This is a genomic window from Mucilaginibacter sp. 320_HR, assembly GCF_059691875.1.
In genome coordinates this window covers 227,066-240,622 of the sequence record NZ_JCAWAI010000002.1, presented here as the reverse complement: position 1 = coordinate 240,622, position 13,557 = coordinate 227,066, and the positions used below count along the sequence as shown (strand labels likewise).

General features: G+C 44.5%; 12 protein-coding genes. 5 read left to right on the top strand and 7 right to left on the bottom strand.

Going from position 1 to position 13,557, the window contains the following annotated elements:
- Positions 1 to 2 precede the first annotated feature (2 nt).
- Positions 3 to 1,298: a Pycsar system effector family protein gene (locus tag AC59GT_RS06640; protein WP_497236893.1), complete on the bottom strand. Its 1,296-nt coding sequence runs from the start codon at positions 1,296 to 1,298 to the stop codon at positions 3 to 5.
- A gap of 135 nt (positions 1,299 to 1,433) precedes the next feature.
- Here AC59GT_RS06640 and AC59GT_RS06635 point away from each other — a divergent pair, with 135 nt between their 5' ends.
- The 3 genes from AC59GT_RS06635 (at position 1,434) to AC59GT_RS06625 (ending at position 5,813) form a co-directional block, all read left to right on the top strand.
- Positions 1,434 to 2,105, top strand: coding sequence for a phosphatase PAP2 family protein (locus AC59GT_RS06635; RefSeq protein ID WP_497236892.1), 672 nt, complete (start codon positions 1,434 to 1,436; stop codon positions 2,103 to 2,105).
- Between the two features lie 90 nt (positions 2,106 to 2,195).
- Positions 2,196 to 3,338, top strand: a complete 1,143-nt coding sequence (locus AC59GT_RS06630) for a putative sensor domain DACNV-containing protein (RefSeq protein ID WP_497236891.1) — start codon at positions 2,196 to 2,198, stop codon at positions 3,336 to 3,338.
- A 45-nt stretch (positions 3,339 to 3,383) separates the two neighbouring features.
- The gene (locus AC59GT_RS06625; protein WP_497236890.1) at positions 3,384 to 5,813 is read left to right on the top strand and encodes a GAF domain-containing protein; all 2,430 of its coding nucleotides are present in this window, start codon (positions 3,384 to 3,386) and stop codon (positions 5,811 to 5,813) included.
- Here AC59GT_RS06625 and AC59GT_RS06620 read toward each other — a convergent pair.
- From AC59GT_RS06620 to AC59GT_RS06600, 5 genes are all read right to left on the bottom strand, one after another.
- Positions 5,777 to 6,631: a pirin family protein gene (locus AC59GT_RS06620; RefSeq protein WP_497236889.1), complete on the bottom strand. Its 855-nt coding sequence runs from the start codon at positions 6,629 to 6,631 to the stop codon at positions 5,777 to 5,779. The two genes, AC59GT_RS06625 and AC59GT_RS06620, sit on opposite strands and share 37 nt — an antisense overlap.
- A 145-nt stretch (positions 6,632 to 6,776) precedes the next feature.
- A complete protein-coding gene (locus AC59GT_RS06615; protein ID WP_497236888.1) occupies positions 6,777 to 7,358 on the bottom strand; it encodes a Crp/Fnr family transcriptional regulator in 582 nt (193 codons plus the stop codon).
- Positions 7,359 to 7,584: 226 nt separating this feature from the next.
- Positions 7,585 to 8,058: a MarR family transcriptional regulator gene (locus AC59GT_RS06610; protein WP_497236887.1), complete on the bottom strand. Its 474-nt coding sequence runs from the start codon at positions 8,056 to 8,058 to the stop codon at positions 7,585 to 7,587.
- Between the two features lie 49 nt (positions 8,059 to 8,107).
- On the bottom strand, positions 8,108 to 10,672 hold the full coding sequence (locus AC59GT_RS06605; protein WP_497236886.1) for a DUF5686 and carboxypeptidase-like regulatory domain-containing protein: 2,565 nt from the start codon (positions 10,670 to 10,672) through the stop codon (positions 8,108 to 8,110).
- Positions 10,673 to 10,682: 10 nt separating this feature from the next.
- A complete protein-coding gene (locus AC59GT_RS06600; protein ID WP_497236885.1) occupies positions 10,683 to 10,985 on the bottom strand; it encodes a hypothetical protein in 303 nt (100 codons plus the stop codon).
- A gap of 332 nt (positions 10,986 to 11,317) precedes the next feature.
- On the opposite strand from AC59GT_RS06600, the gene AC59GT_RS06595 reads away from it, so the two are divergent.
- A complete protein-coding gene (locus AC59GT_RS06595) occupies positions 11,318 to 11,746 on the top strand; it encodes a S24 family peptidase (protein ID WP_497236884.1) in 429 nt (142 codons plus the stop codon).
- Complete coding sequence (locus AC59GT_RS06590) at positions 11,730 to 12,974, top strand: Y-family DNA polymerase (protein WP_497236883.1); 1,245 nt, start codon at positions 11,730 to 11,732, stop codon at positions 12,972 to 12,974. Before AC59GT_RS06595 ends, AC59GT_RS06590 begins: the two co-directional genes overlap by 17 nt.
- Before the next feature lie 130 nt (positions 12,975 to 13,104).
- Here the strand turns inward: AC59GT_RS06590 and AC59GT_RS06585 are convergent, their stop codons facing one another.
- Positions 13,105 to 13,476: a hypothetical protein gene (locus tag AC59GT_RS06585; RefSeq protein WP_497236882.1), complete on the bottom strand. Its 372-nt coding sequence runs from the start codon at positions 13,474 to 13,476 to the stop codon at positions 13,105 to 13,107.
- Positions 13,477 to 13,557: the final 81 nt, after the last annotated feature.

The window sequence follows — 13,557 nt, the reverse complement described above, 5'->3', positions numbered from 1 at the left end:
CCTTATATAATAGGTTTATCAGCAAAAAACGTTGAGGAAAGTATAAAGGCCAGTACGGATACGATAAGCCCGAACATGAATATATTATAAGCGATGCGCAACAGGCGATATTTCTTCCCCAGCACAACACCTTGGGCATAAAGGTCTTTAATCAAGCTGCCGTACAGAAACTCTTTATCATCCATCATCTTTTCCATGCCATAATTGTACTCTTCCAGCGACATTTTGTAAAAGTTGCCAAAGAACAGCAGGTTCACGCTCCTGTTGTCCACATCTTTACGGGAGAAAACTCCTTCAGGGATAGATGGCCTGGTAGCCAGTATGGAGAATATGATGGTTAGTAAACTGATAGCCAGCAATATAAAGGTTGGTACAATAAGAAACTGGTTATCACTCAATCTGCGCAGCACCAAACTGATAATGGCAGAAAGGATAATTGAGTTGACTGTTATCATGATATGTGCCTTGTTATCGGCCATATCGCTTAAACGCTGGTGGTTAGTAGAGCTGATCCTGAACATTGTCTCTATACCTTTTTTAGGTTCTTCCAGCCTCCTTTTAAGGCCGGTCACCGGGTCAATCTCTACGGTAACCTTAGGTTTGTCGCTCTTCTTATCTTCTTTTTTATCGTCCTTTTTGTCGTCCTTCTTATCGTCTTTTTTTGCCACTTCTACTATGTTTTCTTCGGGGGATTTTTTATCAGCTAGTGCTACTTTCTCTTTAAGCTCTTCAATCTTGCGTTGCTTTGCACCGTTAAGCAACACCTGGGCGTAATCGGTATGATAATGATGGGCGGCCAAAAAGCCAATACTTTTACGTCGCCATTCGCGTTTGCTCAGGTCGGTACCGTGCAAAATGTTGGTTTCTTTGCGCAGTAGTTTATCGGTCTCATCAAATTCGGCTGTGCCTAAATGATAAAGGTCCGCATCGCAAATTATCTTTTCCATAAGGTTGTTAGGCGATTGCGGCATTTTTGTAGCCATTATGCAACCCTTAACATCCTTAATATCGCTATCACTTACACCTATGGTTTTCAAAAAGGTTTCTGCAAGCAGCGCGCTGTGTTCTTCGTGCTGTTTTATGTCCAGCATATAACCGGTATCATGAAACCACGAAGCGGTGGCAACTACAAAATAGTCGCGGTCGTTAAGCTGGTAATGGTTAGCAATTTCAATGGCGCGGCTGGCCACAGTTTCGGTGTGCTTCAGGTCGTGATAGATCAGGCGGGGATCGGCATGGGCACTATAATAGGCTAACACATACTCGTTAACCTGTTTTAACAGATGTTGGTAATTCATATAAAAGATGCTGTCTAAACAACCATCGCCTTAAAATGTGTTAAAATAGCACAGCGTGCAAACATTTTTTTGCAGTACTTTGCTTAAGGCGTAAAGGTTTTGCTATAAATGTAGATAAAACACCGCTGTTTACCAATGAATGTTACTTTTCGCATCCGCTCCTTTTTTCTGCAACTTGTTGTTCAGGCCGTTGTACTTACAGCAGTTTACAGCAAAGCCCGGGCACAGGCAGATACCATCCCTACTAATAAACCCGCCGTTGTGGTTGCACCTAAAGATAATTATATACAACGGTTTGATGACCGAACGCTGATAAGCCTTGCACTGAGCAGAACACCGGCTCAAACACCTGTAATGCGCTTTTTGTCTACAAACTACCGCTATTTTGAAGTTGGGGTACCGGCCGGTTTGCTTATAGGCGGCATACTGAGCAACGACCGCAACATGCGCGAGAATGCCGGCTACGTTGCCAGCAGTACGCTTATTAGCTACGGCTTTACCATGCTGGTTAAAACATTAGTAAAAAGGCCCCGACCGTTTGTGCGTAACCTGCGTATAGTACCGGTATACATTGCCGGCGAAAGCTCGTTTCCTTCCGGCCATACATCCAGCAGCTTTGCTACGGCAACGGCCCTATCCAGCGCTTACCCTAAGTGGTATGTAATAGCTCCATCGTTCCTTTGGGCAGGTGCAACCAGTTACTCGCGCATGTACCTGGGTGTGCACTACCCTACCGATGTACTGGGCGGAGCGGTATTGGGTACAGGCTCGGCCTTATTGCTTAAGGGGCCGCTAAAGCAGCCTTAAACGATTTCTTCGCAATTAAGTCATAAAGAATATTTTAACAAGCGTTACGCCCTCATTATACTTATTTTTGTATCAACGTAATACATCTGCATGCTGTCTGAACCTACTTATCTTCCTGCCCGCATGGTGGCATCTGTTATAGAGGACCACTTTAAAACACATCTTGATAAGGCCGTTGGTACTGACGCCGTTAATATTGCTACCGCACCGGATAGTACAATAATAGAGGCAGTAATAGATATTGGTTTTTGGGCCAGCCTTCGTCGTGAGGAGGGCCACTCCCCACAGATCTCGCTGGCGTTGTTAAGTCCTGATCAGTCGGAAAAGCCGCTTATTTTTGGCCAAAAGCTAAGGCTTACACCACAAAACCTCATAAAGCTTGCGCCGGCGGTAGAGCAGCCCGGCATCCACCTTGGGGTATGGCCCGAAGGTGACGACCTGTTTATTTGGGGTACTACGCACAGCATACCCGCAATTTGTTTTGTGCTGGAAGTGGTAGAACCCGGCTTGCTGGTTGTTAAACACAAGCGCATTGGCGGCTTTGGCAAGTATGTAAACGTGGCCGTGCTGCAGGGCGATCAGATAAAGGTACTGGATGAAGTAACCATGGGCGTTGCAGATTGCCCCGTGTTGCTTAAATCACTGGCGAATATGCCCCTGCCCTCGTTCATGGGCGAATCTTTTAACGTGCTGGTACAGCTTGCCGCATCTATGCGCGTGCATGGTAAAGGCGGCTTGGTGGGCATAGTCCCTACAGGTACAAACAAGTGGAAAGAATCTGTTGTGCACCCGGTAAAGTACCCGGTATTGCCGCCTTACGGTGCCATACCCGACCTGATGATGCGGCCTGAAAGTGAAAAGAAAAACCTGGAGTGGCAGGAAGCATTGCTGCAGGCTATTGATCTTATAGGTGGCTTTACAGCGGTAGATGGTGCAACCATCATTACCAATGATTATGACCTGCTGGCTTTTGGCGCAAAGATAGCCAGGGCAGAGAACAGCATGCCGGTTGGACAAATTGTCGTGACGGAACCGGTTGCGGGTGCCAAAGCGACAAAACTGCACCCGGCGCAAAACGGCGGCACACGGCATTTGGCTGCGGCACAATTTGTGTATGACCAGAACGATGCTATTGCACTGGTAGCTTCGCAGGATGGGCAGTTCACGGTATTTGCATGGTCTGAAGACATGCAGATGGTACACGCCCACCGCATAGATGTTTTATTGTTGTAACAAATTAGAAATTACGGTACTCTATTGAGCGAACATTTACATAGTATGAATCTCAATCTCAGATCAGAAAGTCCTTTTAAACTGCAAATATCCTTTCACAAGGTTATTGAGCACTTTGAGGAGATTGCCGCTAAAGAAAGCGGTGCTTCGGCAGATTATGCCCGGGCTATACTGAAAGAGATAGCCCCTTACCCTGAACTACGCGACGGCATTACGCATAAAGATCAAATTGTTAAAAACATTGATGTTATTGAACAGCTTCTTAAAAGCTTGTTCCCGCCTGTGTTAAGCAATAACGAGATAAAGGCAGTAAGTATTCCTTTTCAGGATATTCTATTCAACCAATCCGAACGTTTCAAAAATATTCTGAAAAACGCAGGTACAGAATTCAAGATTGATTTCAGAGAACTGAACGACCACGAGTTTTACATCCTTTCGTGCTGTATTATACTGGATGAATTTTACGGTACGCACTTTAACTTTTCCAAGCCCCTGTATTTTGATATACCAACCGGTGACGGCATTATAAAACATTACCGCATACTTTACAATGCCGAATTTCTTGAAATTACCCCCACTGAAAAAGCTGTAACGCTTACACCGGAGGATATAGAGACGCTTAGGGACAATTACAACAATATTGACCTTTGGAAAGAAAAGTTCCCGCCCAACAGCTGGTTGTTAAATGGGTTTGCTATAGTTAACCTGTACGACTCCACTGTAGAAAGCGCCGTATCATCATTAAAAGGCACCCTGCTTGGGCGCGAAGGCATAAACAGCGGCAACAGCGCTTACGACGAAGTACAAAGCGTATTCCGCTCTATTTACCGTATACCCGATCTGCGGGTGGGCTTTATATGCTTTGATCCGGACGAACACAAGTTTAGCCTGCCAACTTTTAGTGATCAGATGACCAGCTTTTTGCTGCCAGATGATCTGGAGGAAGAATTTTGCAATGATTCGCTTTGTATGAACTCGCTCAGGAACGTGGTAGACGATAAAGTTTACTTCGCGGTTTCTGATGTGACCAAATTTCTGGCGCAAAATCCTACCAGTATCCTGGCGCACCGGTTTAAGAGCCAAAACATTAACAGCTTTATACTTGCACCCGTTATTAAAGACGGAAAGATGCTTGGCATACTGGAGCTTGTTACCAGCCATAAGGGCGAATTGAACAGCATAAACGCTAACCAGCTTGATGTGGTAATGCCGTTTATAACAGATACCATCGACCGCAAGTTTACCGAGCTGCAAAACCAGGTGCAGGCCATTATACAGGACGAATACACCAGTATACACCCAAGCGTACACTGGAAGTTTAAGAACGAGGTAAACAAGTACCTGCAATTTAAACGGCAGCACAAACCATATAACTTAAAGGAGATCACCTTTAACAACGTGTATCCGCTGTACGGGCAGATAGATATCAAAGGATCGTCTGAAACACGAAACAACAGCTTACAGGCCGACCTGCAGAACCAGCTCAAATCGGCAATAAGCCTGATAGAGAAACTAAAAAAATCATCGGGGATAGATTTGCTGGCAGCAGTGGCGCAACGGCTTAAAGCTTACCGGATTGAACTGGAAACTGCCGTTAAAGCAGATACCGAACAACAGATACAAAACTACTTTGAAAAGCAGGTGCACCCTATTTTTGAGCAGGCGCTGATACTTAAAACAGAACACTGCGCACGCATTGAAAAATATTTTGAAGATGCAGGCAAAATGGGCGATTTCCATTTGCAGCGCCGTAAATACGAGACTACGGTAGCTATTATTAATTCGCGCATGTCGGCCATGCTCGACAGGTGGCAGGTAGAAGCACAAGCAACCTATCCGCATTACTTCGAGCGTTTTAAAACAGACGGCGTAGAGCACAACCTGTATATAGGTAAAGAAATAGCGCCTACTGTGGACTTTGATATGAAACAGGTTTACAACCTGCGCCTGTGGCAAATACAGGTCTTATGCGAAATGGAACTGGAGCATCATTTCAACCGTGAAATTTTGCCGTATCCGTTGGAAGTTACATCGCTGATACTGGCCTTTAGCAACCCACTCTCCATTCGCTTCCGTATGGACGAAAAGCGGTTTGATGTTGATGGAACCTATAACGCGCGCTTTGAAATAGTTAAGAAAAGAATAGACAAGGCTTGCATTAAAGGTACACACGAACGCATAACTTCTATTGGTAAACTCACCGTTGTTTATACCAACAAGGATGAGGAAAAGGAATACCTTAACTACATCCGTTTTCTACAGAAAAAAGGCATGCTGGACAGTGAGGTAGAAATGCTGGACGTTGAAGACCTGCAGGGTATTTCGGGCCTGAAAGCACTGCGTGTAAAAATATGTTATGAAAGCAGCCTGCCCGAAAAGAAGTGCTATACCTATGACGAACTATTAAAAGAGATTGATCCGGAAGAAGAAGTAGATCATCAAAACTCCAGCGTACCAAACACCCCGCTTTTATAATCGGCAATTGCCTGATCTATCTCGGCAGGTGTGTTCATTACAAAGTTGTCGCGTGCAGATACTGGTTCTTCAATTGTCTCGCCGGAGAGGTAAAGTATAGTAGCATCCTCTTCTGCAGTAAGAATGATCTCGTCGTTGTCCTTCTCAAATACAATAAGGTTATACGCTTTTATACTTTCCTGGTTAATGCAAAGGCTGCCCTTGGCAATGTATAACAGTGTCCAGTAGCCGGGAGTTGCCGTAAGCTGTACCGTTTTTCCTCTGGCTATATTACCTGCCATGCTAACAACCGGTGTGAAACTGTTTAGCGGACCGGTTTGCCCATCGAAGCTGCCGCTTGCAAGCCTTAGGTCTACCCCATCCTGCTGCAATACTGCAGGCTGCTGTTCTTTTGTGGCCGACTGATAAAAAGGTTCATCAAATTTGTGTACCTCTGGTACATTTATCCAAAGCTGCAGCAGTTCGTTAATGCCTCCGTCACGCGAAACACGTTCCGACGGGCCCTCGCTGTGGAGAATGCCCTTACCGGCAAACATCCACTGCACCCCGCCGGCACTGATCAACTCATTATTGCCGATGCTGTCTTTATGATAACCTTCGCCCTGCAGCATGAATGTAACAGGCGCAAAACCCCGGTGCGGATGCGGGTGCAGGCGTACCTGCTGCCCCGGCTCTATCTGCTTTGGCCGCATGTGATGCAACACGATAAAGGGATTAGCAAACCTAAAATCCTGGTGTGGCAGCGGCTGTAACACAGACTCTTCTTTGGTGATCTGTTTTTCACGGCCGGCAAGTATGTGCTGTATCTTCTTCTTCATGTTGATGAACCTTTATGGTGTAAAACAAAGGTATATCGGCGGCAGACCTTTAGCTATAAGGTTGATTAAGGGAAATACTTAATGTAGATTAAGAGTTTACCGGGGCGGCAAAGCTAACCTCAAAGCTCTATGGTAAGCTCTACGCCTACTTCATTACCACGGTGTTCAGCATCTTGCTTAAAAACTCCGGCGTAACACCAATGTAAGAGGCTACCTGCTTTTGGGGCAACGACACAATAAGTGAAGGGTACAACTGGCAGAAGTTGGTATAGCGTTCCATTGCATTTAGTATCATGTTATCAATCTGCCTGTGCTGGTAAGTGGCCATTGCTTTTTCTGCAATAATGCGCCCGAAACGTTCAAACGCGGGGATCTTTTCGCGAAGCTCATCCATGTCCTTTTTGTAAATAAAAAAGATCTCGCTCTCCTCTATCGCATCAATGTTCAGTCGGGCAGGTTCCTGGTTAAGCAGGCTACGCATGTCTACTATCCACCAGCCTGCGGGTGCAAACTGTAAAACGTGTTCGCCGCCATTCTTATCTACCGCATAGCTGCGCAGGCAACCGCTGGTAACGAAAGTTACCCGGTTGTTTATCTCGCCTTGTTCCAATATATACTGGCGGCGTTTTACTTTTTTGTAATGGATAATGGAAGTGAACAGATCGGTCTCCTCCGGGGTAAGAGCTATGTGCTTAGAAACGTTTGCGAGGATAGGTGAAAAATCCATGCCGCAATTTAAGATTTCTAAATTACATCGCGGCAAAGTACAGGACGAATAGCGGCAGTGGACCGGCGTCGACCCTTGAAAACACAAACGACATCAACACAGAAAAATGTTTGAGTTAGGCAAATGAAAAAATGTGGTTTTTGCAGATTTATGCTAAGATTTCAGGCCAAAAACCGCCTTATTGATGCTATTATTGAGGTTTGCATAAAACGCGAGGGCAAGTTTTTTACTCGCCCCCGCAGTTATAATTTTCATGAAACTTCACGAGTTTCAGCATCACGTCTATGGCTGCTTCATAGTTTTTTACCCCTACTACTTTCTTGTACTCGTTTTCGAGATGCTCCACCTGGTTCTTAAGATGGTTGTAGAACTTCTCGCCTTTATCGGTAAGGTATAGCATCACCGCGCGTGCATCTTCGGGGCTTTTCTCGCTCCTGACCATACCGGTAGCTTCCAGTTCTTTAACTATCTTGCTGGCAGCCTGCTTACTTACATTCAGCTTGGAGGCCAGCGAGTTATTAGTAATACCCGTGGTGCCAATACTCATAAAGAAAGGTATATGAGCGTTGTTGAAATCAGGATTATCCATACGGCAGAGCTTTTTCATGCTCCATTCGTCAATCGATCTTTTAAGCAGGTACACCAGTTTACAGGTAATACGCTTAGAAACATCGAGGTTATCTATACTCTCTGCTGCCATAATAAGATATTAACAATAGTTGGGTCTAACTGGTTTAGACGAATTTAGGTTAAAAATCAAACTTAACAAAAAACCGAACGCCGTACTCCGGTGCACCGGGGTGGTCCAGGTAGGTAAAGCGCTTTACCATATCTATACGCAATATTTTGAAGATGTTCCCCACACCAACGCTACCTTCCATATATGGTGTAGAACCAAGTGAATATGTACCACCTGAAGCACCATTAGGGAAACGTAACAGATCATTATGCAATGCCGGATTATTCTCGTCGCGCACACCACCCCAAAGGGCTTTAAAGTCTATTATCTCGCGTAATTTCAACTTTCTAAGCAAAGGCACGCGGTTAAACAGGAATCCGTTAAAGTTATGATCTATAGCTATGCTGGCGTAATGGTCACTCACAAACTCCTGAAAGTTCATCAGGTTATAGCTGTATAACTGAAAGGCGTAAGTCTGGTTAGCATGGTGGATGTCAAGCAATGGGAAAGGCACATTACCAAACAGATAACCACCTTCGGTGCTTACATCGGTAAAGCCTAGCTGTGACATATAAAACCGCTTGCTGATGTTACCGGTAACGTTCTGGTAGTTGTAATCGCCACCTAACAGGCCTTTAACACCCTGTGCGTAATTCAACGTAAACACCGGGTAACGGTCAGGTATTGGGGTGCGGTAAAGTTTACCCTGGTAGAATTTTTCATGTGGTGCCCAACGCAGCTGTGCAGACAATTCAGTAGTATGTATAGTGTTCACATTATTGATAACACCACCGGGTAATAGATTCTGGAACTGCAGCGAACCTGCAGGACTCTGGTTCCATTTCTTCAACCCAAAGCCATAAGAAAGGTGGTTAAGGAACTCCTTAACGTAGTCGAGCCTGAATATATCGTTGTACAACCACTGGTCGTTTTCGCCACGTTTAAAGGATAGCAAGAAGTTACTTTCCTGTACAAACTGCAGCTCCTGTCCTGGTATTTTGGTATCGTGCTGGAAACTTGCCCGTACGTAATTTTGAGGGAAAGAGTAGATAGACTTATTATTAAGCGAGTAAGTACTGCTAAAGAAATACTTCCAGCGCTGGTCGCGGGTACCGTAAGCACCATAGGTCTCAAAGTAGTAACGTTTGCTTAATTGCGGCGTGGTACGGCCACCCAAACGGCCGCGGAACCCTTCTACAGGGTTAAAGCTGTAAAAAGTATTTGCCGGACCTACCTCAAACTTGCCATAGTTTTTATAGCCGGCAAGCAACAGGGTTGCAATGTCCATCGTTTTCTTGAAAGATGGAATGGTTTGCAAGCTATCGATGTTCTTATATATTTTGGCAGCTACAGCGTCCAGTGTGTCAGGGCGGCTTTGCATCCAGTAAGTATCGTCCTTATCCTCGCTGTTAGTAGCGTAAACCTGTGCAGGGCCTTTGTAAGTAGCATCAGTACGTGGTGAATTAGTAACAAAGTTGTTGATGGTTACCAAACGTTCGCCAAATACACCTCCGCCTTTTTCCTTGTTCAAGCCGAAGTCTATTTTGAGATTACTTTGGCTTAAATGGTAACGTCCGTCGTTGTTTTTTTCGAACACTAAATTCGCTTGCATACGCCTAACAAAGTTCAGCTGTATGTTTTTATTTACGGTAAGCTCTGCCCCCTGAACTGCGTAGTTGCCATCCATGGTTACGTACATTTTGCCTTCAAACAGCAAACCGTTGGTGTTTCTTGGGGTAAAGCTAAGCTCAATCAGGTTAGGCTGCTGATCTTTAAGCGTGTCGGTAATAAAGAACTTGTAAAAATCAGGCGAGTGATCGGCAATAGGGCTCAGCAGTTGGTTGCTTAACAGCGATACGTTATTATCGTATATGTTAATGTCCTGGTACATACGGTTGAAGTATGTAGTAAGGCCCTGATTATCTACAAAGTTCTCGTTGTATTTAACTTGTTTAGTGGCTTCTATTACCTGTTTTTTGGAGTACGGATCCTTACGGAAGTAGTTGGTAGACAACTTTTCTTCCATATACATCGGCAGCATAGTTTTGCCGCCAATTAAGGTTGAATCCTGCTCACGGAAAAGAAATTGATAGTTCTTAAATATTTTTTTGTTCTTGAACTTATCTGACAGGTTACTTAACGATACGGCCAGGCGTTCGTACTGCTTGTACTCGGCAAAGTTGTAGTTCTCTACTACGTTTTGCTTTTTGTGGGCAATTACCTGACGAATAAGCTCAACAGCCGGATTGTTCTTGTTGGTATATTTCTTCCTCTTAGATGTACGTACAACAACTTCGTTTAAGCTGTGATTATCCTCCATAAGAGCAACGTTAATTTCCTGCTCTTTCCCTACTTCTACATTGCGGACAACTGTTTTAAAGCCTACAAAGCTCACTTTAATCTGGTTGTACTTTTCAGTGGTAGAAATGTTGTAACGGCCCTGAGTGTTAGTGTTACCACCAATTGTGCTATTGTTGAATGACACGGTAACATAAGGCATTGTTTGATGCGTTTTAGCATCGGTAACTACACCTCTTACAACAGTTGTTTGAGCGTAGCTTACTGTAAAGGATAGAATTGTTACCAGGAATAATATTACGCTTTTTGCAAAAAGCGAAGGTGTAAAGGTTTTCATTGTGATGTAATTAGTAATTGGATAAGGTTGTATTATTATGATAGACGCGTTTGTTGTGCCCAGTTAAAGCATTGTACTTTGTAACAAGAGATTTAATGCTTTTACCGGATGTATGAGCAAAACTGCGGAGTGAAATGAGTATGAAGTCCATATCTATATCATAGCCTAAAAAGCTTTGTTTGAAGCCTTCCCTGAAAGCATTTGCCAGGTAACCGCCAGATGCACGAAGAACATCCTGTTGTTTTACAGATCCCTTGGTCTGCACTGTGTTGGCGGGGTGATTTGGTGATTGTTTAAGGCTAAGCGTTTCCATGACTCGTAGATAATGAGACAAAGGTAAACTAAGTTGACTAAATTAGTCAACCAGATTTACTATTTTAAGCAATGTTAGTGTGTTTATGACACTACAATGAAAGAAGCCAGTAATTTCGCCCGCCAATTAGTCAAAAATGTATGTATCTAACCCATCTTGAGAATGTAGGTTACGACAAATTGCAGAAGTGAATGTCAGGAAGATTGATGTGTTGATTCCCATCATTATCAACTGTGACAGTTGATCGTAACACAGCGCAAATTCCAAAATGTTGTAAATTAATTAATTTATGCTAATATTTTTAGCATAGCTTTGTGCTTCATTTATTTATTATGATAAGGGGATTTCAGCAGCGCGCGGAGCAAAAAATCACGGGATTTCAGTCGCCGGCAAGCGACTACCTTGAGGGTCGTTTAAACGTTGCTGATGTACTGGTGATAGATCCGCATTGTACATTTTATTTCGCTATGGACAGTGAAGCCATGAAAAGCAGGGGTTTGTGGCCCGGCGATATCCTGGTTGTTGACAGATCTCTTGTACCGGTGCATGGCGCAGTGGTAGTGGCCGTAGTGCAGGGCACTTTTTGCTGCCGAACGTTTGACAACAGTGGCACTAATCCGGTGCTTACCGGAGACACCGTTGCGATAGAAAGCAGCGATGGCGAAAACCTTCACATATGGGGCGTAGTAACTGCTATCTGCCGGGGCATGCTGCCTCCCGGTTTAAAAAAAGGGAGGTACAGCCGTGTTTGCGCTTTGTGATTGCAACAACTTTTATGCCTCTGCAGAGCGGCTCTTCAAGCCGGACCTTTGCAACCAGCCTGTTGTAGTGCTAAGTAATAACGATGGTTGCGTAATAGCGCGAAGTGAGGAAGCCAAACTTTGCGGAATAAAAATGGGCGATCCTGAATTTTTGGTGCGAGACCTTATTGATAAGTATGGCATTAAAGTATTCTCCAGCAACTATGTGCTGTACGGCGACATGTCTGAAAGGGTAATGCATAACCTTTCGCGATGGTTCCCCCGGCTAGATGTGTATAGTATAGATGAGGCGTTTGGTTGGCTTGGTGGTATTAGAAATTTGGAAGTTTACGCACCTAAAGTTCGTGAAAGCGTAGTACGTAACACAGGCATACCGGTTTCTATTGGCGTGGCACCTACCAAAACCCTTGCAAAGCTGGCCAACAAGCTTGCTAAAAAGAACGGCGGCACGCTGGTGCTGGATACCAGGCAAAAGATAAAAGACGCGGTAGATATATTCCCGGCAAAAGACCTTTGGGGTATAGGCCGGCAGTACTATAAAAAGTTGGAGGAACTGAACATTGAGACCGTAGGCCAGCTACGCGATCTACCCGAGATGTGGTTTAAACAGCACATGACCATACAGGGTCAGCGCATGTGGAACGAACTCTGGGGCCGGCCGGCTCTGCCGATAGATGCCCGTACCGAAAGCAAAAAGGGTATAACAGTGAGCCGATCGTTTCGTAATTATATAGAAGATGCGGATGTACTTTGCGAGGCTGTTACCTTGTATGCCAGCCGCATTGCCGAAAAGCTGCGCCACAATAACCTCCGATGCCTTTACCTGCAGGTATTTTTGTATACTAATAAGCACCGGGAAGATCATCCCCAGCACTTTCCTTCACAAGTTCAAAAGCTGGTGCTGGCCAGCAACAACAGCCACGACCTTGTACAAGCCGCCACGCGAATCGCCCGTAAGTTATACCAACCAGGGATAAAATATCGTAAAGCGGGTTGTATTGCTACGGGGTTGCTACCTGAAAGCGAACTGCAGCTGAATGCATTTAATGCGCACGATTATGGCAAAAAAGATGCGGTAGCAGCTGTGCTTGATACCATAAACCGTGCATACGGGCGCGGCACACTACGCATGGCCAGCGAAGGCTACGAAAAAACCTGGCGCCTTAAACATGAACATTTAAGCCAGGGCTACACCACCCGGTGGCACGAGATTTTGCGGATAGGCTGATGAATAAGAGTAACTAAATATCGTTATGAGTATCGGTTGTACAGAACTGCCGCATTTGCAAAGTACATCTTTAGTTTACAAAAAAGCAGGCTTGCGGCCTGCTTTTTTGTTTAGTTTAGCTTTACAGTTATTATTTAACACGCTCACCAACCGCTTCAAACATATCTGCCAGGGTACCGGTTACGTGGTCGTCATCTTTTTTTCCAACGTTCATCACCAGATCGTAAGTCATAATGGTAAACGCTACAGATAGTTTATCGTCTTTAATTTCTGCTTTGGTTACAGGTTCATCTTTTTTAGTTTCCGGGTTTTGAATAGTACCTGATAGCGCACCGTCTTTTTCTGTAATGGTAAAAAGCAGGTGTACATCGCCCTGCGGTGTGCCTTTAACTAAAACATCCCATTTGCCTGCATAATAGCTTGCAGGCGTTTGCGCATTAGACTTAACGGCAAAAAACATTAACGCCACCGCAGCAGCAAAAAATAGTTTAATTCTTTTCATGTGGTTTATAAAATTGGTTTTAAATGGCTATTGTGTACGTAAGACGCAATAAAGTTAATAGGAAAAATCTAAAATACAAGT